General features: G+C 69.7%; 22 protein-coding genes. 20 read left to right on the top strand and 2 right to left on the bottom strand.

What is annotated here, in order from left to right:
• Positions 1-4: 4 nt before the first annotated feature.
• The gene (locus tag JYJ93_RS29645; protein WP_242543976.1) at positions 5-505 is read left to right on the top strand and encodes an LptE family protein; all 501 of its coding nucleotides are present in this window, start codon (positions 5-7) and stop codon (positions 503-505) included.
• Positions 506-551: 46 nt separating this feature from the next.
• Here the strand turns inward: JYJ93_RS29645 and rpsT are convergent, their stop codons facing one another.
• Both rpsT and mazG read right to left on the bottom strand, forming a co-directional pair.
• A complete protein-coding gene (gene rpsT / locus JYJ93_RS29640) occupies positions 552-818 on the bottom strand; it encodes a 30S ribosomal protein S20 (RefSeq protein WP_120550834.1) in 267 nt (88 codons plus the stop codon).
• A 173-nt stretch (positions 819-991) separates the two neighbouring features.
• Entirely contained in the window at positions 992-2176 is a 1185-nt protein-coding gene (gene mazG / locus JYJ93_RS29635) for a nucleoside triphosphate pyrophosphohydrolase (RefSeq protein WP_206797937.1), read from the bottom strand.
• A 106-nt stretch (positions 2177-2282) separates the two neighbouring features.
• On the opposite strand from mazG, the gene JYJ93_RS40685 reads away from it, so the two are divergent.
• From JYJ93_RS40685 to JYJ93_RS29540, 19 genes are all read left to right on the top strand, one after another.
• On the top strand, positions 2283-4436 hold the full coding sequence (locus tag JYJ93_RS40685; protein WP_206797936.1) for a tetratricopeptide repeat protein: 2154 nt from the start codon (positions 2283-2285) through the stop codon (positions 4434-4436).
• Between the two features lie 3 nt (positions 4437-4439).
• Positions 4440-5558, top strand: coding sequence for a DUF4388 domain-containing protein (locus tag JYJ93_RS29625; protein WP_206797935.1), 1119 nt, complete (start codon positions 4440-4442; stop codon positions 5556-5558).
• A gap of 96 nt (positions 5559-5654) precedes the next feature.
• Entirely contained in the window at positions 5655-6713 is a 1059-nt protein-coding gene (locus JYJ93_RS29620; protein WP_206797934.1) for a PhoH family protein, read from the top strand.
• Between the two features lie 217 nt (positions 6714-6930).
• Positions 6931-9444 carry an HDIG domain-containing metalloprotein gene (locus tag JYJ93_RS29615; protein ID WP_206797933.1) on the top strand — a complete coding sequence of 838 codons (2514 nt, stop codon included), beginning with the start codon at positions 6931-6933 and terminating at the stop codon, positions 9442-9444.
• Positions 9441-10322, top strand: a complete 882-nt coding sequence (gene ybeY, locus JYJ93_RS29610; protein WP_206797932.1) for an rRNA maturation RNase YbeY — start codon at positions 9441-9443, stop codon at positions 10320-10322. The genes JYJ93_RS29615 and ybeY overlap by 4 nt, the downstream gene beginning before the upstream one ends.
• Before the next feature lie 52 nt (positions 10323-10374).
• Positions 10375-11697, top strand: a complete 1323-nt coding sequence (locus JYJ93_RS29605) for a DUF4105 domain-containing protein (RefSeq protein WP_206797931.1) — start codon at positions 10375-10377, stop codon at positions 11695-11697.
• 49 nt (positions 11698-11746) lie between these two features.
• Positions 11747-12869 (top strand): peptide chain release factor 2 gene (prfB, locus tag JYJ93_RS29600; protein ID WP_242543975.1). Its coding sequence is split into 2 segments (ribosomal slippage): positions 11747-11815 and positions 11817-12869, totalling 1122 coding nucleotides; the frame shifts between segments, so codons are not numbered across the junction.
• Positions 12870-13025: 156 nt separating this feature from the next.
• Positions 13026-13658: a sigma-70 family RNA polymerase sigma factor gene (locus tag JYJ93_RS29595; protein ID WP_206797930.1), complete on the top strand. Its 633-nt coding sequence runs from the start codon at positions 13026-13028 to the stop codon at positions 13656-13658.
• A complete protein-coding gene (locus JYJ93_RS29590) occupies positions 13655-14035 on the top strand; it encodes a zf-HC2 domain-containing protein (protein WP_206797929.1) in 381 nt (126 codons plus the stop codon). The genes JYJ93_RS29595 and JYJ93_RS29590 overlap by 4 nt, the downstream gene beginning before the upstream one ends.
• An 89-nt stretch (positions 14036-14124) precedes the next feature.
• A complete protein-coding gene (gene lysS, locus JYJ93_RS29585) occupies positions 14125-15684 on the top strand; it encodes a lysine--tRNA ligase (protein WP_242543974.1) in 1560 nt (519 codons plus the stop codon).
• 12 nt (positions 15685-15696) lie between these two features.
• Entirely contained in the window at positions 15697-18066 is a 2370-nt protein-coding gene (locus JYJ93_RS29580; protein ID WP_206797928.1) for an ABC transporter permease, read from the top strand.
• A gap of 2 nt (positions 18067-18068) precedes the next feature.
• Positions 18069-18743, top strand: a complete 675-nt coding sequence (locus tag JYJ93_RS29575; RefSeq protein ID WP_206797927.1) for an ABC transporter ATP-binding protein — start codon at positions 18069-18071, stop codon at positions 18741-18743.
• 76 nt (positions 18744-18819) lie between these two features.
• A complete protein-coding gene (bamA, locus tag JYJ93_RS29570; RefSeq protein WP_242543973.1) occupies positions 18820-21291 on the top strand; it encodes an outer membrane protein assembly factor BamA in 2472 nt (823 codons plus the stop codon).
• A gap of 119 nt (positions 21292-21410) precedes the next feature.
• Positions 21411-21977 carry an OmpH family outer membrane protein gene (locus tag JYJ93_RS29565; protein WP_206797925.1) on the top strand — a complete coding sequence of 189 codons (567 nt, stop codon included), beginning with the start codon at positions 21411-21413 and terminating at the stop codon, positions 21975-21977.
• 15 nt (positions 21978-21992) lie between these two features.
• Positions 21993-23057 carry a UDP-3-O-(3-hydroxymyristoyl)glucosamine N-acyltransferase gene (gene lpxD / locus JYJ93_RS29560; protein WP_206797924.1) on the top strand — a complete coding sequence of 355 codons (1065 nt, stop codon included), beginning with the start codon at positions 21993-21995 and terminating at the stop codon, positions 23055-23057.
• A complete protein-coding gene (gene fabZ / locus JYJ93_RS29555) occupies positions 23054-23524 on the top strand; it encodes a 3-hydroxyacyl-ACP dehydratase FabZ (protein ID WP_206797923.1) in 471 nt (156 codons plus the stop codon). The genes lpxD and fabZ overlap by 4 nt, the downstream gene beginning before the upstream one ends.
• Before the next feature lie 34 nt (positions 23525-23558).
• Positions 23559-24335 (top strand): acyl-ACP--UDP-N-acetylglucosamine O-acyltransferase, encoded by a 777-nt coding sequence (lpxA, locus tag JYJ93_RS29550; RefSeq protein ID WP_014395496.1) that lies wholly within the window; start codon positions 23559-23561, stop codon positions 24333-24335.
• Between the two features lie 31 nt (positions 24336-24366).
• Entirely contained in the window at positions 24367-25170 is an 804-nt protein-coding gene (gene lpxI / locus JYJ93_RS29545) for a UDP-2,3-diacylglucosamine diphosphatase LpxI (protein ID WP_206797922.1), read from the top strand.
• Positions 25171-25245: 75 nt separating this feature from the next.
• Complete coding sequence (locus JYJ93_RS29540) at positions 25246-26271, top strand: OmpA family protein (RefSeq protein ID WP_206797921.1); 1026 nt, start codon at positions 25246-25248, stop codon at positions 26269-26271.

The raw sequence follows: 26271 nt of genomic DNA, 5'->3' as shown, positions 1-26271 counted from the left end.
CGCGATGCGAACGGGTGCGGTGAAGGCGTTCCGGTGGGGCGTGGTGGCGGCGGCGATGCTGGGGGCCGGGTGCGGCTACCGCTTCAGTCCGTGGGGCTCCGCGCTGCCGGAGGGAGCGGGCCAGGTGTGCGCGCCCATCTTCGCCAACGAGACACCGGAGCCCGCGCTGGAGAACCTCTTCACGGGCTACCTGCGCAACCAGCTCATCCAGGCCGGCCGTCTGACCAGTGCTCCGGGCTGCGCGTCCACGATTGAAGGGGCGGTGCTCAACATCTGGACGTCCCCGACCATCATCCCCAACAACTACCGCATCTCCACGACCGTGCGGCTGCGCCTCGTGAAGGAGGGGCAACTGCTCGGGGAGACGGTGGTGTCGGGAACCGAGGACTACCTCCAGGGACGCGGGAACGTCCTGGAAGCCGAGGCCAACCGTCAGGCCGCGCTGGCGCGCCTGGCGGAGCTGCTCATGCGCGACGGCTACGATCGGCTGGCCAGCACCTGGTGAGGACCGGGGAGCCCGGTCCTCGACGCGCGGTGGTGCTACGGGACGACTAGGCCTTCGCCTTCGCGGCGGCCTTGGCCAGCCGGGAGATGCGGCGCGCGGCGGTGCGCTTGTGCAGGACGCCCTTGCTGGCCGCCTTGTTGAGGGTCTTGGAAGCCGCCTTCAGCGCGTCCGTCGTCTTCGAACCGTCCTTGGAGGCAATGGCCTCGCGGGCGGACTTGACGGCGTCCTTCACGGTCGTCCGGACGTTCACGTTCCGGGCGCGGCGCTTCAGGGACTGGCGGTAACGCTTCTCTGCGGACTTGGTGTTCGCCAAGGCAATGCTCCAGCGGAAGGCAAGGCAAGGAAAAAAGAGTGGCCGTCCTTACTGCGACGCCCCGGTTGCGTCAAGGCACGCGTGCGATCGCGATCAGGATTTCCAGTTCCGGAACCCCTGGGAGGCCCCCGGAATGCCTCCCGGGGCCCCACCGACGCTTCACGCCGGAAGAATCATGCCGGCGGGGCGGCGTATTCCCACCGCAGCCCGGCCGGGTCCACGAACTGGAAGCCCGCCTCTGCGTTGGCGCACGGCACCAGGCGCCCCGGATGGTGGGCCCGGAACAGCTCCAGGAGCCGGGCGACCCCCGAAGCCGAGGGGGCCTCCAGGGTGAGGGCCAGGGCGGCTGCCGTCTGCCCTTGGGCGCCCGGCATGAAGACGAGCCCCAGCCCCGCGCCCGTATAGGCCGCCGTGCCGTCCGTCGTCCGGGTGGGAGTCCAGCCCAGCCAGGAGGCCAGCTCATCCCAGAAGGCCCGCTGGGCCGCCACGTCCGGCACGGCCAGGCGCAGGGTGGCCATGGACGCGCGCGGTGGGTGGCTGGGAGGGGGCAGCGCCTTCTCCACGGCCTTCGCGGCCTGCCAGTGGCGCTCCATGTGCGCGAGCGTGGCGCCGCCGAAGGGGACGTTCTCCTCGTTCAGCTTCGCCTCGATGTACTGGAAGCGGGTGACGAAGCGGCGCGTGGCCATGCGCAGCGCGTCCTCCGCGGGCGTCTTCACGAAGCGCGCGAGGTTCGCGAGCGAGAACAGGACGTCCCCCAGCTCGTGTTCGATGGCGTCCCGGTCGCCTGACGCGATGGCCTCGTCCAGCTCGCGCAGCTCCTCGTCCAGCTTGCCGCGCACCCCGGCCAGGTCCGGCCAGTCGAAGCCGATGCGGCTGGCCTTCTCCGTCAGGCGCTCCGCGCGCAAGAGGGACGGGGCCGCGGTGGGCACGCCGTCCAGGACGGAGCCCGCGCGCCCGGTCTTCTTCTTGCGCTCCTCCGCCTTCAGCTGCGCCCAGTTGGCCAGCACCTGCTCGGCGCCCTCCACCTGCTGATCCCCGAACACGTGCGGGTGCCGGCTGGTGATTTTGTCGCTGATCGCCGCGCAGACGTCGGCCATCGTGAACTCGCCCAGCTCCGCCGCCAGCTGCGCGTGGAAGACAATCTGGAAGAGCAGATCCCCCAGCTCTTCACACAGCGGGCGCCACGGGCCGCCGTCGGCGACGCGGTCCATCTCATCCAGGACCTCGAACGCCTCCTCGGTCAGATAGGGGCGCAGCGAGCGCAGGTCCTGCTCGCGGTCCCACGGGCAGCCCCCCTCGGCCCGAAGGCGCCGCATGATCTCCACCAGTCGTTCCAGCTCGTTTCCAGGCGCCGCCATTCATTCACTCCCGAGCAATCCCCCCGCCGCGGGCTCCTGTAGCACGGGCGGCGGGCACCACATGATTTCGGATCGTCCGGCCTGTCGCCTATCATCGGACGTCCGGATGCTCCGCTCGTTCCTCGGCCTGTGTTGCAGCCTCGTGCTGCTTGTCCCCGCGCGCGCCCCTGCGTTGTTGCAGGAGCCGCTCCTGCGCATCGAGGAGAAGGTCATCGAGCCGGAGCCGGATCCCAGCACCTTCCAGGCCACGGAGGATGATCCGGTGGAGGACACCGGCTCCGAGGAGGCTGAAGAACCTGAGCCTGAGCCCCGCCCCGACCCCCGGCGCCGCGTCATCGCTCCGCCGCCGGTGAAGCCCGCCGCTCCCGCCGAACCCGCGCCCCCGCCCGTCGTCGTCCCGGCCAGACCCGCCGTCACCCCGGTGATGGCGCCGAAGGTGACGGACGCGGAGTTGCTGGCCGTCTGGGAGAAGTGGAAGACGGCCCGCTCCCGCAACGCCCTGGCCGAGGCGGAAGCCGCCCAGAAGGAACTGCTCAAGCTGCGCGAGGAGGTGCTCGCCTCCGACCTGGAGCCCCTGAGCATGGGCTTCGTGCGCGAGGCCGGGGTCCGCCGCCGCGCCGGAGACCTGAAGGGCGCGCTCGCGCTCCTGGACGTGGCCGTGGAGCTGTCGCCCGGGCTGCCCGCCGCGCGCTTCGCCCGGGCGGAGACGTACGTGGTGGAGGATCCGCTGAACGTGCCGCGCGGGCTGGGCGAGTGGAAGTCCGCCCTCGCGACGCTGCTCTCGGACGCCCGCTACCGCCGGCCCGCGCTCACGGACCTGGGCGCGCTGGTGCTCGCGGCGTGGGCGGCCACGGCGGTGGCGGTGGTCGCGGTGCTCTTCCTGCGGCGGATCCGCTACGCGCTGCACGACTTCCACCACCTGTTCCCCCGCGCGGTGACGCGCTGGCAGTCCGGGCTCCTGGGGCTGATGCTCCTGGCGCTGCCCGTGGTGCTGGGGGCGGGGCTGGTGCCGGTGCTGCTGCTGCTCTTCGCCTCCGTCGCGCTGTACGTGGGCCGCGCCGAGCGCTGGGTGGCCGCGGTGCTGCTCATGGGCCTGGGCGTGATGCCGCTCGCCGCGGGGACGCTGGCGCGCTTCACCGCCTTCGCCGGCACGCCCGCGGAGGACGTCTACCTCCTGGAGCGCGGCGGCCTGTCCGCGGAGAGCGCGGCGGCCCGGGTGCGCTCCCGCGCGGAGGCCCGCACCGCCCGCTTCCAGGAACTGGGGGCGCTCGCCTGGTACGAAACACGGCGGGGCTTGCTGGAGGAGGCGCGGGCGGACTTCAAGGCCGCCTCCGCCCTCAAGTCAGGCGACGCGCGGATGCTCACGCGCTTCGGCAACGCGCTGCTGGGCCTGGGTGACGAGGACGGCGCGGTGCTCCTCTACACGCAGGCCTCCAAGGCGGATCCGTCCATGGCGGCGCCGCACTACAACCTGGGGCAGGTGTACCGGCGCCGCGCCCGGCTCCTGCCGGATGATCAGCTGGGCAAGGAGCTGGACCGCTCGACCTCCGCCATCGCGCAGGCGCAGGCCCTGGACGACTCCCTCCTGCGCCGGGATCCGCCGCCGGAGGACCGCCCCCTGCTCAACCTCCTGCTCCTGGCCCCGACGGTGCCGGAGCGCGACTGGATGGACCTGGCGGACGGCACCCAGGAGGGCGCCCGCGTGGAGGGCCAGGTGGGCCGGTGGCTGGCGCCCGTCCTGCCGGCGGGCCCGGTGGGCTGGGGGCTGACGGCGGCGCTCGCGGCCCTCGTCGCCGCCTTCGGGGAGGCCTCCTGGCGCATGAAGGCGTCGCGCGGCTGCGAGCGGTGCGGAAGCGCCGTCTGCCTCCGCTGCGACAAGGACCTGTCCGTGGGCAGCGCGATGTGCGGGCAGTGCGTCAACGTCTACGCGCGCAAGAGCCAGGTGCCCAAGGAGTTCCGCTCGCGCAAGCAGGGCGAGGTGGACCGCCATCAGGCCTGGACGAAGCGGGTGACGTACGCGCTGGGCGGCCTGGTGTCCGGCGCGGGCCACGTGGGCACGGGCCTGCCGGTGCGGGGCGCCCTCTATGCCTTCCTGTTCAGCTTCGCCGTGGCCGCGCTGGTGCTCCACCGGGGCCTCGTGCGCACCCCGTATGGGGACGTGCCGCTGTACCTCAAGCTCGTGCCCGCGGGCACGGTCCTCTTCTTCGTCTACCTGCTGACCCTGCGCGGCCTGCGCCGCCACCAGCGGGGGGAGGCCTGAGCCATGGCCCTCAAGGGTACCCTCAAGGATTTCGGCATCGGCGACATCCTGCAGCTGATCGGCCAGCAGCAGAAGACGGGCACGCTCCACCTGCGCAACAAGGACCAGGAGGTGCGCGTCGGCTTCCAGGACGGCCACATCATCAAGGCCGAAAGCCTCACCCGGAAGCGCAAGGAACTCATCGGCGCCATGCTGGTGCGCGCGGAAATCATCACGGAGACGCAGCTGGAGGCGGCGCTGGAGGTCCAGAAGCGCACCCTCAAGCGGCTGGGGGACGTGCTGGTCCAGAGCCACGCCCTCACAGCGGAGCGCTTCCAGCACATGGCGCAGCTCCAGGTGACGGAGACGCTCTACCGCCTCTTCACCTGGAAGGCGGGCACCTACGAGTTCATCCAGGAGCCCGTGGAGCCCGGCCCCGACGGCATCACCCCGCTGCGCGCGGAGACGGTGCTGATGGAGGGCTTCCGGATGGTGGACGAGTGGCCCGTCATCCGGAAGCGCATCCACCGCGACGACATGACCTTCGAGCGCGTCAAGGCGCTCCCTCCGCCCCGCGCCCACGCCGACGAGGGCGGGGAGCTGGGCGTCATCGGCCCGTCCGAGCGCCACGTCTACGAGGAGATCGCCGTGGGGCGCGATTTGCGCCGCATGGTGGACCTCTGCGGCCTGGGCGAGTTCGAGACCTGCAAGGCGCTCTACAACCTGGTCAAGGGCGACTACGTGCGCGCCATCGACCCGGAGGGCCGCGCTCCCGTCCCGGAGGACACCCGCCTGGTCGCCCGCGTGGCCGGTCCCCTGGGCCGCATCGCGGTGACCATGGCGGTCATCGCGGGGCTGGCCTTCATCGCGTCCAGCTGGGTCGGGGGAGCCGGGCACGAACGCGGCGCCTCCCGGTTGGGGGATCCCGCCGCCCAGCGTCAGATTGCCCAAGCGCAGCGCGTCCGCATCGAGGCCGCGCTGGAGGTGTTCCAACTGGAGAAGGGGACCCTCCCGGAGCGGTTGGATGCTCTGGTGGATGCCGGATTGTTGAGTCCGGAGGAACTGCGCTACCCGTGGCGGGAGGAGTACTATTACCGCCGCACGGCCGCCCGGCAGTTCATCCTCCTACCGCCCGTGCGCTAGCCCGCGGGCAGGCTCGCCGTCGAGAGATGGCGGGCATGGGGGGAGGGGTGGCGTTAAATTGAGGGCGAGCGATCACTGAACGAGGAATGACGCGCATTGCGAAATCCCGCCACGCTGGAAGTGCCCGCAGCCCGCGCTGAAACCACCCCCACCTCCGCCAAGGTAGACGTCCGTGACAACGAGACGACCCAGGCCCTTTGCGGAAACCAGAACGAAAACCTCAAGCTGATGGAACGGCGCCTGGGGGTCCGGGTGGGGCAGCGCGGTACGGAGCTGCTTCTCTCGGGGCCCGCGGACGCGGTCGCCTTCGCGGTCCGCCTGGTGGAGAACCTGGAGGAGATGATCCGCGCCGGACGCCCCGTCTACCGGGAGGACGTGGAGCAGGCCATCAAGGTCCTGGGCCGCGGCACGGAGTCGCTGCAGGAGGTCATGCTCGGCACCGTCCTCAAGAGCTCCGGCAACCGGCAGATCGCCCCCAAGAGCATCGCGCAGAAGCGCTACGTGGACGCCATCCGCGCCCACGACATCGTCTTCGGCGTGGGCCCCGCCGGCACCGGCAAGACGTACCTCGCCATGGCCATGGCGGTCGCCTCCCTCCAGGAGCGCAAGGTCAAGCGCATCATCCTGGCGCGCCCCGCCGTGGAGGCCGGTGAGAAGCTCGGCTTCCTGCCCGGCGACCTGGCGGAGAAGGTGAACCCGTACCTGCGCCCGCTCTACGACGCGCTGCACGACATGATGGCCGTGGAGCGCGCCCAGCACCTGGTGGAGCAGGGCGTCGTGGAGGTCGCGCCGCTCGCGTTCATGCGCGGCCGCACCCTCAACGACGCCTTCGTCATCCTCGACGAGGCGCAGAACACCACCGTGGAGCAGATGAAGATGTTCCTCACCCGCCTGGGCTACAACAGCAAGGCGGTCATCACCGGCGACGTGACCCAGGTGGACCTGCCCACGGGCAAGCTGTCCGGCCTGAACCACGCGCGCTCCGTGCTGCGGAACATCGAAGGCATCCACTTCTCGGAGTTCTCCGACGTGGACGTCGTGCGCCACCCGCTGGTGCAGGAGGTCATCCGCGCCTACGAGCGCTCCGAGGCCGCCCAGAAGGAGGCCCAGTCCGCCCGCGAGGCCACCGCGGCCCCCGAAGGCGCGGAGTCCTGACATCCTGACGTCGTCGCACCCGCCACCCCCGCTCCCTGCCTCGCGCAGGGACGGGGGTGGAGTCGCTGAAGGGCTTACACCGCTGCCTGTTGGCTTACCTGCAAATATCGCAGAGCGAACTGGCGTCCGGGCGGCGGCTGTCCCACCCTCACGAATTTTCCCCGTCGCTGCTTCCTTCTAGGGAGCCTGACGTCTTCGCAGGGTGAGGAGTTCCCCCATGGCCGATCCTGAATCACCAACCCCCGGGCCCAGTCCGCTGGACGCGCTCGCGGTGCGCCTGGGGCTCGGGCGGCGTGGGGAGTGGGGCCGGCGCGTCGTGCAGACCCTCCTGCTGCTCGTCGTCTCGGTGGGCGCGGGCTTCGTCATCTCCCCGGGCCTCTACAGCCAGCAGATCCCGGCGCTCACCGAGGAGAACGTGGGCAAGCCCTTCCGGGCCAACTCGCCCGCCGGCTTCAAGGCCGCGCGCGACTACGACATCGTCCACCAGTCGATGACGGAGCAGCGCCGCCGCGAGGCCCGGAGCGCCGTGCGCCCGGTGTACGACCTCAACCCGGCGGTGGTGGGCAACCTGCGCGCGTCCGTGCGCGCCGCCTTCGCCTCCGCGCGCGAGCACCTGGAGGAGGAGAAGGACGCCCGCGCCGAGGAGACCCCGCCGGAGGAGGGCCAGGCCAGGCGCCGCCGCCCCGCGCCGCTCACCCCGGAGGCCCTGGAGCGTCAGCGCCGCGACCGCGAGGAGATGCAGGCCCGGTTCCAGGAGCAGCTCTTCGGCCAGCGCGACGCGGGGCTGGAGTCCGAGGACTTCCAGGCGCTCGTCGCCAACGGCTTCTCCGAGGAGTCGGAGACCGCCACCCTGGTGCTGCTGGACCGGGCCTACCGCGCGGACGGCACCCAGGTGTACGTGGCCGGCTCGCGGGAGGAGCTGGTGCGCGAGGCGCCCCAGGGCCTCACCGTGCGCGACGTGCAGCACAAGAACGAGGAGACGCTGCCCGCGGGCGCCGCCCAGGTGGTGGACATGCGGGAGGCGCACCAGGAGCAGGACCGCTTCGCCTCCGTGCCCGGCAACGTGATGCCGGAGGCCCCGGCGGTGCAGCGCCGCGCGGTGCTCAGAATCGCCAAGCGGCTCGTGCGCCCCAGCCTGACCATCAACATCGCGGAGACGGACCTGCGCCGCCGGCTCGCGGGCGACGCGGTGAAGGACGCCGTCATCGCCATCAAGAAGGGCCAGCGCGTCATCGGCGACGGCGAGCTCGTCAACGAGACGCACCTCGTCATGCTGCGCGGGATGCGCGCGCAGACGGACCGCCTGGACCTGCTCCAGTTGCAGGTGGGTGGCACGGGCCTGGTGGCCCTGCTGGTGGTGGCCTTCTACGCCTTCTGCCGCGCGGCCTTCCGCCGCTTCCGCCCCACGCGCAAGGACGGCGTCCTGCTGGGCCTGTTGCTGGTGGGCCTCTTGGGCCTGCTCCAGGTCTGGGTGTCCATCGCGGACGCGGTGCAGGACCGCTACACGGCGCTACCCATCGAAGCGTTCTATTACGCCTTCCCGGTGGCGGCGGGCGCCATGCTGGTGCGCTTCATCCTGGCCCAGGAGCTGGCGCTGTTCTTCGCCATGGTGTTCGCGTGCCTCGTGGGCGTGATGCTGGGCAACTCGCTGGCGTTCGGCATCTACACGCTGGTGGGCTCGCTGGTGGCGGCGGACCGCATCGTCAAGGCGAAGGACCGCGTGGGCATCTTCCGCGCGGGCCTCGTCACCGGCGTGGCCAACCTCATCGCGGTGCTCTTCCTGTTCCTCGTGGAGGGCAAGGGCCTGGCCGGGGACACGGTCCTCACCGCGGTGTGCGCGTTCTTCGGCACCGCGCTCGCCGTCCCGGTGATGGTGATGGCGCTGACGCCGCTCATCGAGGCCACGTTCGGCTACGCGTCGGACATCAAGCTCCTGGAGCTGGCGAACCTGAACCACCCGGCGCTCAAGGAGCTCATCGTCCAGGCGCCCGGCACGTACCACCACTCCATCATCATCGGCACGCTGGTGGAGAACGCGGCGGAGACGATTGGCGCGAACCCGCTGCTGGCGCGCTCGTGCGCGTACTACCACGACATCGGAAAGGGCCGGAACCCGCTCTACTTCGGGGAGAACCAGAAGGGGGAGAACCGGCATGACGGGCTCGCGCCCGCGATGAGCGCGGTCATCATCAAGCGCCACGTCACAGAAGGCCTGGAGATGGCCCGGCAGTACCGCCTGCCCAAGCTGGTGGCGGACGCCATCCCCCAGCACCACGGCACGCGCACGGTGGGCTTCTTCTTCCACAAGGCCCTGAAGGAGCAGGAGGGCAAGGAAGGCGCGCCCCCCATCGACGAGAGCATCTACCGCTACCCGGGCCCCAAGCCGCAGTTCCGCGAGGCAGCGCTGGTGATGATCGCCGACGCGGTGGAGGCCTCCACGCGCTCCATGCCGGACCCCACCAGCGCGAAGCTCCACGCGCAGGTGCAGAAGATCATCAACGTCATCTTCTCCGAGGGCCAGCTCGACGAGTGCGACCTGACGCTCAAGGACCTGAACCTCATCTCCCAGTCCTTCCTGCACACGCTGGAGGGCATCTACCACACGCGTCCCGTCTACCCGGCGGGCGCGGTGGGTGGGGGCAAGGGCGGAGGCGCGCCGCTGATGATGGCGCCCGCGCCCGCGAAGACGGACGCGAAGGACACGAAGGTGCGAACGGCGGGCATGTCATGAGCCGCAAGGTGGAGGGCGTGAAGCTGCGCAAGGGCAAGGTCATTCCGCGCGACGACGGCAAGCGCATCGAGGAGTTCGTCGGCGTGGCCAGCACGCAGACGGAGTCCGCGTCCGTGGCGCGCATGCGGGCGCCGCCGGGCTGGAGCGAACCGGCGCAGACGCCGGAGTTCGACGAGGTGGTGCTCGTGCTCACGGGCGAGCTCACCCTGGTGGTGGACGGCAAGCGCGAACGGATTGGCGCGGGCGAGGTCGGCCTGGTGCCGCGCGGCAAGCGCGTGGTGTACCGCAACGACTCGCAGGGCGCGTGTGACTACTGGTCCATCTGCGCCCCGGCGTTCCGCGTGGAGCTGGCGCACATCGAGAAGCCGGCGCCCAAGGCCAAGGCCGCGGACAACCACGTGACGGTGCAGGTGGCGCACGGGCAGGGCGCGGACTACGAGCGCCTGCTCACCACCTGGGCCCGCGACTACCTGAAGCGCCTGGGCCTCACCGACTGCGAGCTGTCGCTGTCGCTCGTGGGGGACCGGGCCATCCGCCGGCTCAACCGCACGTGGCGCCAGAAGGACAAGGCCACGGACGTGCTGTCCTTCCCCGCGGGCGACCTGCCCAAGGGCACCCCGGGCCCCCGCCCGCTGGGGGACGTGGTCATCTCCCTGGACACGGCGAAGCGGCAGGCGAAGGAGTACGGCCGCACGCTGGAGTCGGAGATGGGCCGCTACCTCGCGCATGGGCTGTTGCACCTGTTGGGGCATGACCATGAGAAGCCTCGCGACGCGAAGCGCATGGCGGCCCTGGAGGAGCAGCTCCTGGGTGAGCGCGGCATGGTGGCGGACTCGCTGACCATCGACTCGCGCGCGCGCCGCGCGAAGCTCATCTGAAATCCTGCGCCGGGGGGCTTGCGGCCCCCCGTGCCTCGTGTTGGATGGAACGATGCCCCGCCTGTCGTCTCTCATCGTCGCAAGCCTGTTGGGTCTCCTGCTGTCCGCGTCCCCCGCGCGCGCCGCGTCGGTGCCGCCATGGGGCACGGGCGAGAGCCGGGGCGAGGACCTGTCCATCTGGCTGGTGACCTTCAGCCCCGGCGACGACGTCTTCTCGTGGTGGGGCCACGGCTCGCTGGTGGTGGAGGACCGCTCCCGCCACATGCAGCGGCTCTACAACTACGGCATGTACTCGTTCGACGACCAGACGGTCGTCCACTTCGCCAAGGGCCGCCTGGAGTTCTGGGTCGGTGAGTCGAGCGTCAACGGCACCTTCCGCTTCTACAAGTCACTCAATCGCGACGTGCGCGTGCAGGAACTCAACCTCACGCCCGAGCAGCGGGTGACGGTGGCGAAGAAGCTGGCGGACAACGTGCTTCCGGAGAACCGCGACTATCTCTACGAGCACTACAGCGACAACTGCGTCACGCGCCTGCGCGACATGATCGACGTGGCGGTGGGCGGCCGGCTGTCGGAGGCGGAGAAGGCCCCGGCCCGCATGACGCTGCGCGAGCATACGCGGCGCTACACGGCGGTGAGCCCGCCGGTGAGCTTCCTGCTCGACTTCATGATGAATGACTCCATCGACAAGCCCATCACCCGCCGCGAGGAGGCCTTCCTCCCGGACGAACTGGAGCAGCAGGTGGCGGAGCTGAAGGTACCGGGCCCGGACGGCCGGCCGGTGTCGCTGGTGGAGAAGCAGTGGGACTTCTACGCGTCGCCCACGCGCGCACGGCCCCCCGCGCAGCCCCCCGCCTTCGGCTCGTACATCCTCGCGCTGGGCGTGCTCCTGGGCGGCGCCGCGCTGGGCCTGGCCGCGTGGGAGAAGAAGGGCAGCCGGGCGGCGCGCATCCTCCTGGGCCTGGAGAACGTGGTGGTGGGGCTGGTGCTGGGCATCCCCGGGTTGGCGCTCGTCGTCATGTGGGTGGGCACGAACCACGTCGTCACGCACCACAACGAGAACCTCTTCCTCGCCAACCCGCTGACACTCCTGGCCGTGCCGTACGGCCTGCGCCTCACCTGGAACAGCCCGAAGGCGCGCTCGCGGCTCAAGTGGGTCTGGGGCCTGCTCGCGGTGACGGGCGCGCTGGGGCTGGCCGTCAAGATTCTGCACTGGTTCGACCAGGACAACTGGCGCGCCATCGCGCTCATCCTGCCCATCTCCCTGGGCATGGCCGGCGCGTTCTGGCTGGACCGCCTCCGGGCGCTCGTGCCAGGAACGGCGCGCACGCCGCCCCGTCAGGATGCTCAGGTGACTTCGCTCAAGGCTTCCTGAAACACCCCGGCTTTCCCAACTGTTTGTACCGAAGGAGACGACGAACACCATGGCGAACGATTCGATGGAGAAGATCCAGGCCCTGAAGGAGCGCCTCAACGCGCTCCGGGGGCATCTTTGACCTCGACCGCAAGCGGTCCCGCATCGCGCTGATTGAACGTGACTCCACGCAGCCCGACTTCTGGAACGACAACACCAAGGCCCAGGGCCTGCTGAAGGAGAAGTCCACGCTGGAGGCCAGCGTGGGCGCCTTCGACAAGACGATGCGCGGGCTGGACGACGCGCAGACGCTGCTGGAGCTGGCGGCGGAGATGAACGACGAGGCGAGCGCCCAGGAGGCCGAAGGCACACTCGCGTCGCTGGAGGGCGAGGTCGCGAAGCTGGAGCTGGCGCGGATGCTCTCCGGGCCGCAGGACCGCAGCAACTGCTTCATGGACATCAACGCGGGCGCGGGCGGCACGGACTCCATGGATTGGGCCGCCATGCTCCTGCGCATGTACACCCGCTACGGCGAGACCAAGGGCTGGAAGGTCGAGCTCAGCGACGAGGTGCCGGGCGAAGAGGCGGGATTCAAGAACGTCTCCCTGCGCATCGAGGGCGAGAACGCCTACGGCTACCTCAAGGCGGAAGTGGGCGTGCACCGGCTCGTGCGCATCAGCCCCTTCGACGCCAACGCGCGCCGCCAGACGGCGTTCGCCTCCGTGGACGTGTACCCGGAGGTCGACGACAGCATCCAGATCGACCTGCCGGAGAAGGACATCGAGCTGAAGTTCATCCGCGGCGGCGGCGCGGGTGGACAGAAGGTCAACAAAACGTCGTCCACGGCGCAGCTGCGCCACCTGCCCACCGGCATCATCATCACCTGCCAGACGGAGCGCTCGCAGTCGGCCAACAAGGACATGGCCTTCAAGATCCTGCGCGGCCGCCTGTACGAGCTGGAGATGAAGAAGCGCGAGGCCGAGCGCGACGCGGCGGAGGCGGCGAAGAAGGACATCTCCTTCGGCTCACAGATCCGCAGCTACGTGCTGGCGCCGTACCGCATGGTCAAGGACCTGCGCACCGGCGTGGAGACGGGCAACGTGGACAAGGTGCTGGACGGTGACCTGGAGGAGTTCGTCACCGCGCAGTTGTTGGGCGTGAAGAACCCCAACCGCAACGCTTCCGCGGACTGACCGACGCCGGTCCTGTCCGGACGCATCCCACCCCTCCCGGGCCTTCAGGGCCGGGAGGGGTTTTTCGTGCCCGGGAACCTTTTTCGCGGGGCCGGTGTCAGGGGGCGGGGCAGGGTGGTGCGGTAGGATGGAGCAGGCCCTACACGGGAGGCGCGGGTGTCACCGGGCGGAGTGCTCGACGTCGGACAGCAGGCCCTGGCCTCCGAGGCCCTGGCGGACCCGCGCCGCCAGGAACAGGCGCTGCTCGTCCGGCTGCGGAGCGGCGACCCGGAGGCCTTCGAGTCGCTGGTGCACCAGCACCAGGACCGCCTCTACGACTTCTGCTTCCGCATGGTGGGCGACCGCGAGGAGGCCCACGACCTGGTGCAGGAGATCTTCGTCAGCGTGCACCAGAACGTCCGCCGCTTCCGCGAGGACTCGCGCCTGTCCACGTGGCTGTTCCGCATCTCCAAGAACCACTGCCTCAACCGGCTGAAGTACCTGCAGCGCCGGGGGCGGGGCCGCTCGGACGTCTTCGACGAGGTGAGCGCCGCCGCCATCGCGGAGGGCGGGGGCGCGCCGCCGCAGCCAGACGCCGCCCTGGACGCGGCGCGTGAGCGGGCCCGGGTGCAGCGGGCCATTTCCCAACTGGACCCCGATGCGCGCATGCTGGTGGCGCTGCGAGACATCGAGGGCCTGAGCTACGACGAGATTGTCGACATCACCGAGCTGCCCGAGGGGACCGTGAAGAGCCGGCTCCACCGGGCACGCGAGAAGCTGGCGGACCTGCTGGGGCGCTTCGAACCATGAGCGGCGGCGGGTGGAGGTCAACGGACGTGGAACCGCGATTGGATCACCGCGAGGCGAGGGCGCTGTTCCTGGCGCTCGCCGACGAACAGCTGGCAGCCCCCCAGGAGCAGGCGGTGCGCAGCCACCTGGACGGCTGTGAGGAGTGCCGCCAGGGGTGGGACCGGTACGCCCGCACGGTGGAGCGCGTGCGCTCGGTGGAGCGGGAGAAGGCCCCGCCCGCGCTCGCGTCGCTCGTGGCCGCCCGCGTGCGCCGCCAGCGCCGCTTTGGCCTCAAGGGCCTGCACCTGGCGCATGCCCAGCACCGCTTCCCGGTGGAGATCCTCATCCCGCTGCTCCTGGCCGCGGCGGTGGGCGCATTTCTGTTGATGTCTTCCTGACGGTCATTTCCTGGGCCGCTACCCCCTGGGATGCGTTGCGTACCGGGGGAGGCTTGGCTACGGTGCCGCGCCTTTCATACGAGCGCGTCATGGCCGACCCCGAGAACAAGACCCCCCCAGGTGAGAAGAGCGGCGAAGCGGCGGACTCCAGCTCCAAGGAGCAGGAGATCTACCAGCAGCGGTTGGACAAGGCCGACAAGTGGCGCGAGGCCGGCTTCAACCCCTACGGCAACGGCTACGCCCCCAAGCACCGGGCCGCGGACATCCTGGCCACGCACGCCCACCACTCCATGGAGGACCTGGAGAAGGACGCGCCCGTCTACGACGTCGCCGGCCGCATCGTGGCCATGCGCTCGTTCGGCAAGGCCGCCTTCATCAAGCTGCGCGACCGCAGCGGGGAGCTCCAGGCGCACGTGAAGAAGGACGCGCTCGGGGACCTCTACGAGGTCTTCAAGCAGTGCGACCTGGGCGACTTCGTCGCGGTAGAGGGCCCCGTCTTCCGCAGCAAGACGGGCGAATTGTCCCTGTCCGCCACGAAGTTCGTGCCCCTCACCAAGTCCCTGCGCCCCCTGCCGGAGAAGTGGCACGGCCTCACGGACGTGGAGGTCCGCTACCGCCAGCGCTACCTGGATCTCGTCTCCAACCCGGACGTGAAGCAGGTCTTCCTGAAGCGCAGCAAGCTGGTGAAGTTCATCCGGAACTTCCTCGACGGGCGGGACTTCGTCGAGGTGGAGACCCCGATGATGCACCCGCTGGTGACGGGCGCGGCGGCGCGGCCGTTCATCACGCACCACAACACGTACGACATCGACCTCTACATGCGCATCGCGCCCGAGCTCTATCTGAAGCGGCTCGTGGTGGGCGGCATGGATCGCGTCTACGAAATCAACCGCAACTTCCGCAACGAGGGCATCAGCACCCGGCACAACCCGGAGTTCACGATGCTGGAGTTCTATCAGGCGTACGCCACGTACGAGGACCTGATGGACCTCACGGAGGAGATGCTCTCGGAGGCCTCCCGCCACGTCACCGGCGACTCCAAGGTGAAGTACGGCGAGCACACGGTGGACTTCGGCAAGGGCTGGAAGCGCATCCCCATGCCGGAGGCCATCCGGGAGGCCGTCCCCAGCCTGTCCGACAAGGACATGGTGGACGTGGACCGGCTGCGTCACGAATTGCTCAAGACGGTGCACTCGGAGGCGGAGCGCCGCGCCGTGGACGCCATGAACCACGGTGAGCTGGTCGGCGCCCTCTTCGAGGCCCACGTCGAGCACACGCTCATCCATCCCACCTTCATCACCCAGTATCCCACCGCCGTCTCCCCGCTCGCCCGCCGCAACGACCAGAACCCGGAAGTCACGGACCGGTTCGAGCTCTTCGTCGCGGGCCGGGAAATCGCCAACGCCTTCTCCGAGCTGAACGACCCCCTGGACCAGAAGGGCCGCTTCCAGGCCCAGCTGGACGCGAAGCAGCGGGGCCAGCAGGAGACCATGGACTACGACGAGGACTACATCCGCGCCCTCGAACACGGCATGCCGCCCACGGCCGGTGAGGGCATCGGGATTGATCGCGTCGCCATGTTGTTCACGGACGCCGCCAGCATTCGTGACGTGATTCTCTTCCCCCTCCTCAAGCCGCTGGCGAAGTAGCCACGAGGCCTCGTGCACCCCGCCGAACGGCAGACCGACTATCGCTGGCCCCTCCTGTGGGCCGGCGCCCTCGTGGCCCTTGTGGGAGCCATCCTCCTGGGGGTGGCCATCTCCGAGTCCGAGGCGTGGGCCGAGGTGGCCGGCGCCCTGGGCCTCTCCTTCGTGGGGTGGGGCGGGCTCGTCCAGTCCTTCGACGCCGGGGCGCTCGCCCTGGGCGCCCAGAAGGCCTCGGCCGTGGCCGGCCCCAAGGCGCTGGTGGCCGGGACGCTCGTCTGGCTGGCCGGCTGGGGCCTCATCGCCGCCGGCATCCGGCGCGCGCCGGCCTCCAATGAGGGGCCCAGCCCCGCCGCGGGCACGCCCCTGTACCCGCGCCTGGCGCGCTACCGGGACTTCTACTGGAGCACGCTGGGGGCCTACGGCGGCGGCATCCTCCTGGCGGAATTGGCGCTGCTGCTGCTCCAGACGGTCCTCTCCAGCGGCGTGCCGTCGGACCTGGGCGGCGCGGCGCGCGAGGCGGGTGGGGGGCTCTCCCTGCCGCCCACCATTGCCTTCGCCATCGCGTTCATCGTGAGCATGGGCGTGGCGTTCGCGTCCGGCTTCGTGGGCGCGTCCCGGGCGCAGCGGCTGTCGTTCCCGGAAGCCACCATCGGAGTGTTCTACCTGGGCCTGCCGGTGCCCATCCTCCTGTCGCTGATGGAGCGGGTGCCGTCCCTGCAGCTGGCGCTGGGCTACCGGCTGCGCGAGGTGACGTACGTCGCGGGGCTCATCGGCCGGCCGGAGCTGGCGTACTGGCTCGTCTTCGCCGCGCTGGTGCTGGCGTTGGTGCTGGGCATCAACACGGGCTTCATCGCGGCGGGCAGCGGCCGGGTGGACCTGCGACTGGGCTTCGAGCTCTTCGTCGCGCGCCGGCACGTGGCGGTGTTCCGCCCGTCGCTGCTCCTGGGCGCGCTCGCGGTGCTGATGTTCGGCATCATCCCGCCGCTCATCGTCTACTTCATCATCCGCGGGGCGGAAGCCGCCGTGGAGCGCACGCGCGTGAAGAACCTGGGCCTGGCGGATCCGCTCGCCGCCGCGTCCGCGCAGCACCGGATGAAGCTGCACGAGCAGTCTCCCACCATGATGATGACCGCCCTGTCGGTGGGCGGCGTGGGCGTGGGCGTGATGGCGCTCATCATCGTGCTCAGCGTGATGAGCGGCTTCGAGGCCGACCTCCAGCAGAAGATCCTGGGCACCAACGCGCACGCGGTGGTGTCGCGCTACGCGGGGGACCTGCCGGACTACGCGAAGGTCATGGAGCAGGTGAAGCGCGTGCCCGGCGTCGTGGGCCAGACGCCCTTCATCATCAACCAGGTGATGATCGCCTCGGAGGGCAACGTCGACGGCGTCATCATCAAGGGCATCGACCCGAACACGGTCGGCTCGGTGACGGACCTGCCGCAGAACATCCTGCCCGGCGGCGACCTGGGCCACCTGGAAGCGCCCGCGAAGATCCTCCCCAGCAGCGCGGTGGAGGACGCGGAGACGCGGAAGGACCCGGAAGAAGAGGACCCCATCATCGGCAAGCCCTCCAAGCCCGCGAAGCCCACGGTGCTGCCGGGCATCATCATCGGCCGGGAGCTGGCGGCGTCCCTGCGCGTGGTGGTGGGGGACCGGGTGAACGTCGTGTCCCCGCTGGGCACGGAGCTGGGGCCGTCCGGGCCCATCCCCAAGAGCCGCGCGTTCCGGGTGGCGGGCGTCTTCTACTCGGGCATGTACGAGTACGACTCCAAGTTCGTCTACATCCTGCTCAAGGAAGCGCAGGACTTCTTCGCGGTGAAGGGCGCCACCGGCATCGAACTGAAGGTGGCGGACATCGACGACGCGCGCCGCATCGCGAACCAGGTGGTGCGCGTGCTGGGCGGCTACCCCTACCGCGCGCGCGACTGGGGCGAGATGAACAAGAACCTCTTCTCCGCGCTGCGCCTGGAGAAGCTGGTGATGGGCATCATCCTGTCCATCATCATCATCGTCGCCGCGGGCCTCATCGTCGCCACGGTCATCATGCTGGTGCTGGAGAAACGGAAGGAGATCTCCGTCCTCAAGGCGCTGGGCGTCCCGGACGGCGGCATCGTGAAGATCTTCCTCGCCGAAGGGCTCCAGATTGGCGTGGCCGGCGGCGTGCTGGGCCTGTTCTCCGGCCTGGCGTGGTGCCTCTTCATCGAGAAGGTCGGCATCAAGTTGGATCCGGAGGTCTATTACATCCCCGCGCTGCCGGTGCGCATCGAACCGGTGCAGACGGCGCTGGCGGTGATCATCGCGGTGCTCGTCACCTACCTGGCGTCCATCTACCCGGCCCTCAAGGCGAGCAGCGTGGAACCGGTGGAAGGTCTGAAGGCGGAGTAGCCATGGCGCTGTTGTCCATCCGCAACGTCTTCAAGAGCTACTTCCTGCACGGCAAGCGCATTGACGTGCTGCGCGACGTGTCGCTGGACATCAACGCCGGCGAGCTCGTCTCCATGATTGGCGCGTCCGGCGCGGGCAAGAGCACCTTCCTGCACGTGCTGGGCACGCTGGACGCCCCCGCCGCCGGTGAAGTCCTCTTCGACGGCAGGTCCGTCTTCTCCATGAACGACGCGGAGATCGCCGAGTTCCGCAACCGCACCATCGGCTTCGTCTTCCAGAGCCACTACCTCCTGCCGGAGTTCACCGCGCTGGAGAACGTGGCCATGCCCGCGCTCATCCAGCGCCGGGACCGCGGCCCCGCCTACGCCTACGCCCGTGAGCTCCTGGAGCGCGTGGGCCTGGGCAGCCGCGTGGACCACCGCCCCGGCGAGCTGTCCGGCGGCGAGGCCCAGCGCGTGGCCCTGGCGCGCGCCCTGGTGCTCAAGCCCGCGGTGCTGCTCGCGGACGAACCCACGGGCAACCTGGATCCCACGACAGGCGAGGGCATCCACCAGCTGCTCCGGGACGTCAACCGGGACCTGGGCATCACCGCCGTCGTCGTCACGCACAACGAGACGCTTGCTCGCTCCATGCCCCGCCGTCTGAGACTCGCCGGCGGGCAGGTGTCGGAGGCCTGATGGCCACTCGCTTTTGGATTGAGGGGCCCTCCCCCCATCCCGTACATTGCCCCGCCTTTTCCTGGCCGGACTGCACTTGAGGCTCACCGTTCTGCGCAAGTCATTGCTCCCGCTGCTGGCGGTCGCCCTGTGGGCGCTCGGGCCCGTTTCCGCCTCCGCCCAGGTGGACGTGGACGCGGGCTCGCCCGCCGTCGTCCCCCCGTCGTCTCCCGCCGCCACGCCCGTGTCGCCTCCGGATGGGGGCACCCCCTCGGGCGCGGACGTGCCTCTGGCCTCCTCGCCGGATGAAGAGGACACCAACGTCTCCCCCTCGGACCGGGTGGTGGAGATCCGCATCGAGGGCAACCGCCGCGTGGAGTCGGAGGCGGTCCGCCGGGCCATGCGCACCAAGGTCGGTGACCCGCTGACCCGCTCCGCGGAGGACCTCCGCGCCATCTGGGCCCTGGGCTACTTCACGGACGTGCAGCTGCTCGCGCAGCGCATGGCCAACGGCATCGCGTACGTGGTGCGCGTGTCGGAGCGGCCCACCATCCGCGCCGTGGCGCTCCAGGGCAACGAGGAGCTCAACGCGGAGGACCTGAAGGAGCAGCTGGACGTCAAGATCGGCACCATCCTCGACATCGAGGCCGTGCGCGCCACGCAGAAGAAGATCCAGGAGAAGTACGTCGAGAAGGGCTACTTCCTGGCGGAGGTGACCTACAAGCTGGAGCCGACCGAAGACGGCTCCGCGGTCACCGTCGTCTACGTCATCAACGAGCACTCGAAGGTGATGGTGAAGCAGATCACCCTCCAGGGCGCGGAGAAGGTGTCCCCGGAGGAGCTCAAGGCGACCATGATCACGAAGGAGGGCGGCTTCCTGTCCTTCTTCACCGGTGAGGGCACCTACCGCGAGGAGGCCTTCCAGCGCGACCTCGCCGTCATCCAGATCGCCTACTACGACCGTGGCTTCATCAACGTGCGCGTGGACAAGCCCACCGTGCAGCTGTCCGCGGACAAGCGCGACATCTACATCACCCTGCACATCACCGAGGGTGAGTCGTACGACATCGGGAAGATCGACTTCGCGGGAGACTTGGAGCGCCCGCCCGAAGAGCTGCTCAAGCTGATGAAGTCGCGCTCCAAGGAGCGCTTCAACCGCGGCCAGCTCTCCACGGACATCTCCGCCATCTCCGACGTGTACTTCGACAAGGGGTACGCGTACGCCAACATCAACCCCATCACCTCCGTGAACGCGGAAGACCGGACGGTGGACCTCACCTTCGACATCCAGAAGGGCCCGCTCGTCACCATCGAGCGCATCGACGTCGTCGGCAACACGAAGACGCGCGACAAGGTCATCCGCCGCGAGCTGCGCGTCTACGAAGGCGAGCTCTACAACGGCACCGGCGTGAAGCGCAGCCGCGAGCGCGTCACCGCGCTGGGCTTCTTCGAGACCGTCGAAATCACCCAGCACCCGGGCAGCACCGACAACGCCATCGTGTTGCAGGTGGAGGTGAAGGAGAAGGCCACGGGCACCTTCCAGGTGGGCCTGGGCTTCTCCAACGTGGAGAACTTCATCTTCACGGCCCAGGTGTCGCAGAACAACTTCCTCGGCTGGGGCCAGAGCGTCTCCGCGTCCGCCCAGATTTCGGGCCTGCGCTCGCTCGTGCAGCTGTCGTTCTACGACCCGTACTTCCTGGACACGAACTACCTCTTGTCCGCGGAGTTCTTCCGCGTGCAGGCGGACTACGAAGGCTTCATCCGCAACTCCACGGGCGGCACCATCTCCCTGGGCCGCCAGCTAGTGGACGACGTGCTCGCCACGGTCGGCTACTCGCGGGAGTACGTGGACGTGCAGGCGGGGCAGGGCATTGGCGCGGTGCTGCTCGCCAACCAATTCCAGTCCGGTGTCACCAGCGCGCTGCGCCTGTCGGTGTCCTTCGACCGCCGCGACAACCGCCTCTTCCCGTCGCGCGGCTTCATCCACTACGGCTCGGTGGAGACGGCGCCCTCGTTCCTGGGCGGCACGTTCCTCTTCAACCGCTACACCGCCTACTCGCGCCTGTACTTCCCCATGCCGCTGGGCTTCGTCTTCAAGACGAACGCCACGCTGGGCTACGTGCAGCAGCTGGACGCCAGCAAGCCGCTGCCCATCAGCGAGCTCTACTACGTGGGCGGCATCAACACGATCCGCGGCTACTACCTGCGCAGCATCAGCCCCACGCTGCTGGTGCCGCGCGCGGACAACCCGGACGCCAACGTCACCGAGTTCCGGGTGGGCGGCAACAAGCAGCTCATCTTCAACTTCGAGCTGGAGTTCCCCATCTTCGAGAAGGCCGGCCTGCGCGGCGTGCTCTTCTACGACGCGGGCAATGCCTTCGGCTCCAACGAGAAGTTCTTCGAGGACCGGCAGGACAAGCTGCCGCTGGGCCTCTTCCACTCGGCGGGCTTCGGCTTCCGCTGGTTCTCGCCCATCGGACCCCTGCGCTTCGAGTGGGGAATTCCGCTCACCAAGCGGCCGTCGGACGACCCCATCCTGTTCGAGTTCACGATCGGTAACTTCTTCTGATAGGCATTGACCCCAAGGCCACCCCGGCCGCCGCGCTTCCGCCCCTTCCCGGCGGAAGTGAACAGGCCGGGAGGGCGGACGTCGGAGCCTGCAGCACCCTTTTCGAGGAGCCGTAACCCATGTCGCTTCGAAGCACCCTGGCGGCCGCCGCCGCTGTCCTGTCGCTCGCCCTCCCGGTTGCCGCTTCGGCCGCCGAGCTCAAGGTGGCCTACGTCGACCTGCAGCGCGTGCTGCTGGAGGTGGATGATGGCAAGGCCGCCAAGGCCCGTCTCCAGAAGTGGCTGGAGGACCGCCAGAAGGAGATCGACAAGGAGCAGGACGCGCTGCGCAAGGAGAAGGACACCCTGGACAAGCAGGCCAGCGCCATGAGCGAGGCCACGCGCACCCAGAAGGCCACCGAGCTCCAGAAGAAGGTGATGGAGCTGGCGCAGAAGTACGAGCGCAGCCGCTCCGAGGCCGCCAACAAGGAGCGCCAGGAGATGGAGCCCATCGTCAACCGCATCGACCAGGTCATCGCGTCCATCGCGGAGCGTGACGGCCTGGGCATGGTGCTGGACAAGCGCGACTCCGGCATCGTCTTCGCGCTGTCCCAGTACGACATCTCCAACGAGGTCGTGCGCAGCTACAACAACAGCGCCTCCAAGAAGCCCGCGCCGGCGGCCAAGGACGCCCCGGTCAAGAAGTAGGCGTTGGACACCCCCGTGCCTTCCGCACCCAACGCGCACCGGCTGGGGGACATCGCCACCCACATCCGGGGTGAGCTCCTCGGCGACCCCGGGCTGCTCGTCCATGGCCTGAACGGCCTGGAGGAGGCAGTCCCGGGGGAGGTGTCGTTCTACGGCAACCCCCGCTACCGCAAGCAGTTCGAGGCCACCCGCGCCTCGGCGGTGCTGGTGGGGACGGACGCCCCCGCTCGCGACGGCGTGGCCCTGGTGCGGGTGCCCAACCCGCACCTGGCCTACGCGAAGCTCCTCACCCTGTTCCACCCGGCCGCGCGGCCCGCCGCGGGCATCCACCCGGCCGCCCATGTGCACCCGGAGGCCACCGTGCACCCGGAGGCCACCGTGAAGGCCGGGGCGGTGGTGGAGAAGGGCGCCCACGTCGGCGCCCGCACGGTGCTGCACCCCGGCGCCTACGTGGGGGAAGGTGCGCGCGTCGGCGACGACTGCGTGCTCTACCCGCACGCCACGGTGCGGGAGGGGTGCGTGGTGGGCTCGCGCGTCATCCTCCACGCCTCGTCGGTGGTGGGCGCGGACGGCTTCGGCTTCGCCTTCGACGCGGAGGGCGAGGACGGCCCCCGCCACTTCAAGATTCCCCAGGTGGGCATCGTCCGCATCGAGGACGACGTGGAAGTCGGCGCCTGCACCTGCATCGACCGCGCGACGGTGGGTGAGACGGTGGTGGGCCAGGGGACGAAGCTCGACAACCTGGTGCAGATCGCCCACAACGTGCGCGTGGGCCCGCTGTCGCTCATCTGTGCGCAGGCGGGCGTGTCGGGTTCGGCGGAGGTGGGCACCGGCGTGGTGCTCGCGGGGCAGGTGGGCGTGGTGGGCCACATCCGCGTGGGAGACCTGGCCAAGGTGGGCGCGCAGTCGGGCGTCGCCCATGACGTTCCGGACGGGCAGGTCGTCAGTGGCAGCCCCGCCATCCCCCACAAGGAATGGCTGCGCGCCAGCGCCGCGTCGGGGCAGCTGGCGGACCTGCTCAAGGAAGTGCGTGCCCTTCGCAAGAGGGTGGAGCTGTTGGAGAAGGAGAAGGGCGGATGATGGACATCGGAGAAATCCAGGCGCTGCTCCCGCACCGCTACCCGTTCCTCCTGGTGGACCGGGTGGTGGAGATCGTGCCGGGCCAGAAGCTCACGGCGTACAAGAACGTCACCATCAACGAGCCCTTCTTCAACGGCCACTTCCCGGGGCACCCGGTGATGCCGGGCGTGCTCATCCTGGAGGCGCTCGCCCAGGCCACGGCCATCCTTGCGTATAAGACGGAAGCAATGGACCCGACGCGGCTCGTCACGTACTTGATGGGCGTGGACAACGCGCGCTTTCGCAAGCCGGTGGTGCCCGGAGACCGGCTCCAGCTGGACATTGAAGTCATCCGCCACAAGGGCGCCATCTGGAAGACCAAGGGTGTGGCGTCGGTGGATGGCGCCAGGGTGGCGGAAGGGGAGTTCCTCGCCACCGTGGTGGACAAGAACAAGGCCGCCAAGGGCGACGAGAGCGCGGCGCCGTAGGGCGCGTCACACGCGCTGCTGAGGAGAGAAGGACATGGCGCAGGTTCATCCCACCGCGGTCGTCCATCCGGGGGCCCGCCTCCACGACACCGTGGAGGTGGGGCCGTTCTCGGTCATCGGGCCCCAGGTCGTCATTGGCGCGGGCACCCGCATCGGGCCGCACGTCGTCATCGAGGGCCGCACCACGTTGGGGGAGCGCAACCACCTCTTCCAGTTCTGTTCCGTGGGCGCGGCACCCCAGGACCTGAAGTACGCGGGCGAGGACACGGAGCTCGTCATTGGCGACGAGAATCAAATCCGTGAGTTCGTCACGGTGAACCTGGGCACGGTGGCCGGCGGCGGCGCCACGCGCCTGGGCCACCGCAACCTGCTGCTGGCCAACAGCCACATCGCGCACGACTGCATCGTGGGCAATGAGGTCCTCCTCGCCAACGGGGCCGCGCTCGCGGGCCACGTCACCGTGGAGGACTCGGTGAAGATTTCGGGCCTGGTCGCGGTGCACCAGTTCACCCGGCTGGGCAGGTACGCGTTCATCTCCGGCGGCTCCATGGTCACCATGGACGTGCCCCCGTACTGCACCGTGCAGGGTGACCGGGCCACGCTGGTCGGCCTCAACACCGTGGGCCTGGAGCGCGGCGGCTTCACCGAGGAGCAGATCGGCCGCGTGAAGGAGGCCTACCGCATCCTCTTCCGCTCCAAGCTGGGGCTCCAGGACGCGCTCGCGCAGCTTCGCGGGGAGCTCTCCGGCCACCCGGAAGTGGAGCACCTGGTTCGCTTCGTGGAGACCAGCAAGCGCGGCGTCACGCGCTAGGCCCTCTCACGAGGGCACGGAAGGGGAGTGGGTGGAGCGCATCGGGCTCATCGCCGGCAACGGCCAGCTTCCCTTCCTCTTCGCGCGGGCCGCCCGTGCGCGCGGCCTGGAGGTGGTGGTGGCCGCGCACCGGGGAGAGACGGACCCGGCGCTGGAGCAAGAGGTCGGCCACTTCGCCTGGGTGCGCGTGGGGCAGGTGGGCCGCATCCAGAAGGTGTTCCGCCAGGCGGGTGTCACCCGGGCGGCCATGGCGGGCGGCATCGGCCACGTGCGCGCGCTCACGGAGGCCCGGCCGGACCTGGGCGCGGTGCGCATCATCTCCCGCCTGCGCAGCTTTCGGGACGACGCGCTCCTGCGCGCGGTGGCCGCGGACTTCGAGGCGCAGGGCATCACCATCATCGCCCCCACGGACTTCCTGGGTGAGGTGCTGTGCCCCGAAGGGCACCTGGCAGGCCCCTCGCTCAAGCCCGCGCAGGAGAAGGACGTGGCCCTGGGCAGGGAGGTGGCGGTGCTCCTGGGGCAGGCGGACGTGGGCCAGACGGTGGTGGTGCGGGACGGCCACGTGCTCGCGCTGGAGGCCGTGGAGGGCACCGACGAGACCATCCGCCGGGGAGCGAAGCTGGGCGGCCCGGGCGCGGTGGTGGTGAAGCGCTGCAAGCCGGAGCAGGACCTGCGCTTCGACCTGCCCGCCGTGGGCCCCCGCACGCTGGAGGTCATGGCGGAGGTGGGCGCACGGGTGCTGGCGCTGGAGGTAGGGCGCACGGTGCTGTTGGACGCACCCGCCCTCTTCGCGGGGGCCACCGCGCGGGGCATCACCCTGGTGGGCGTGCGGTAGGCTCCGGCGGGAATCCGTTCCCCCGGGCTGGAGTTGCTTCCCCACCTCCCCCCGCGACGCCGAGGTTGACGCCGCATGTCCGTCCGACTCCTACCTCTCGTGGCCCTGCTGGGCCTGCCGCTCACCGCCTCCGCGGAGGCCATCCGGGTGTCGCTGGAGGGCAAGGCGGCGCTGGGTGAAGGCGTGCCCGCGCTGCTCATCCACATCGAGGAGCCCATCGACGGCTTCGAGGTGAAGCTCAAGCGCAGCGACGGCAAGACGGTGGAGCTCAAGGGGGGCGGCAAGCCGGGCATCACCCGCCGCGTCGCCCTGGAGCAGCCGGAAGGGAAGTTCCACTACGAGGGCGAGCTCACCGTGCGGTTCCCGGGCGGCGCGGAGCCGGGAAGCATGCCGCTCGCCTTCGACACGGAGCTCAACGGCCCGCTGAAGATGGAGGTGCGCCCGGAGGACGTGGACCTGGCCGGCCGCAAGCTGCGCTTCACGCTGTCGCGCCCGGCCGCGAAGACGGAAGTCACGGTGAAGATGGACACCGGCAAGACGGCCTTCGCGGGCGACGTGGACTTCAAGGGCGCGCCCGCGGGCACGCCGCTGGAGGTGAAGTGGCTGCCGGCGGAGGGCAAGGTGATGCACATCCGCCTGAGGGCCTACGACACCTCCGACTTCTACACGGGCGTGGACCTCTACCCGTGGCAGGTGGACATCCCGCACGAGGAGGTGACCTTCGCCTCCGGCCGCTCGGACATCCCGCCGGCGGAGAAGGGCAAGCTGGACGCCAGCTACAAGAGCATCACGGAGGCGCTGAATAAGTATGGCCGCTGGGCGTCGCTGCGCCTGTACGTGCTCGGGCACACCGACACGGTGGGCAGCGCGAACGACAACCGCGAGCTTTCACTCAAGCGGGCGAAGAGCATCGCGTCCTACTTCCGCCAACGCGGCCTGAAGGTACCAGTGTTCTACGAGGGCTTTGGTGAGCAGTCCCCGGCGGTGCCCACGCCGGACGAGACGGCGGAGGCGGGCAACCGCCGCGCCGAATACATCATCGCGGTGGAGGACCCGTCCCTGACGAACGCGCCCTTCACCCCTCGCTGGCGCAAGCCTTGA

The sequence above is a fragment of the Corallococcus sp. NCSPR001 genome (genome assembly GCF_017309135.1).
GTDB lineage: Bacteria > Myxococcota > Myxococcia > Myxococcales > Myxococcaceae > Corallococcus.
Note: the sequence above shows the minus strand (reverse complement) of the source record. Positions and strands in the feature narration are given on the sequence as shown.

Bases quoted from the DNA above. Each gene is read 5' to 3' on its own strand.
- ybeY (WP_206797932.1), top strand. From the start codon at position 9,441: ATGAGCCGCAAGGTGGAGGGCGTGAAGCTGCGCAAGGGCAAGGTCATT.
- lpxA (WP_014395496.1), top strand. From the start codon at position 23,559: ATGGCGCAGGTTCATCCCACCGCGGTCGTCCATCCGGGGGCCCGCCTC.
- JYJ93_RS29575 (WP_206797927.1), top strand. From the start codon at position 18,069: ATGGCGCTGTTGTCCATCCGCAACGTCTTCAAGAGCTACTTCCTGCAC.
- JYJ93_RS29590 (WP_206797929.1), top strand. From the start codon at position 13,655: ATGAGCGGCGGCGGGTGGAGGTCAACGGACGTGGAACCGCGATTGGAT.
- mazG (WP_206797937.1), bottom strand. From the start codon at position 2,176: ATGGCGGCGCCTGGAAACGAGCTGGAACGACTGGTGGAGATCATGCGG.
- fabZ (WP_206797923.1), top strand. From the start codon at position 23,054: ATGATGGACATCGGAGAAATCCAGGCGCTGCTCCCGCACCGCTACCCG.
- lysS (WP_242543974.1), top strand. From the start codon at position 14,125: ATGGCCGACCCCGAGAACAAGACCCCCCCAGGTGAGAAGAGCGGCGAA.
- JYJ93_RS40685 (WP_206797936.1), top strand. From the start codon at position 2,283: ATGCTCCGCTCGTTCCTCGGCCTGTGTTGCAGCCTCGTGCTGCTTGTC.
- JYJ93_RS29615 (WP_206797933.1), top strand. From the start codon at position 6,931: ATGGCCGATCCTGAATCACCAACCCCCGGGCCCAGTCCGCTGGACGCG.
- JYJ93_RS29540 (WP_206797921.1), top strand. From the start codon at position 25,246: ATGTCCGTCCGACTCCTACCTCTCGTGGCCCTGCTGGGCCTGCCGCTC.
- JYJ93_RS29565 (WP_206797925.1), top strand. From the start codon at position 21,411: ATGTCGCTTCGAAGCACCCTGGCGGCCGCCGCCGCTGTCCTGTCGCTC.
- JYJ93_RS29605 (WP_206797931.1), top strand. From the start codon at position 10,375: ATGCCCCGCCTGTCGTCTCTCATCGTCGCAAGCCTGTTGGGTCTCCTG.
- JYJ93_RS29645 (WP_242543976.1), top strand. From the start codon at position 5: ATGCGAACGGGTGCGGTGAAGGCGTTCCGGTGGGGCGTGGTGGCGGCG.
- JYJ93_RS29625 (WP_206797935.1), top strand. From the start codon at position 4,440: ATGGCCCTCAAGGGTACCCTCAAGGATTTCGGCATCGGCGACATCCTG.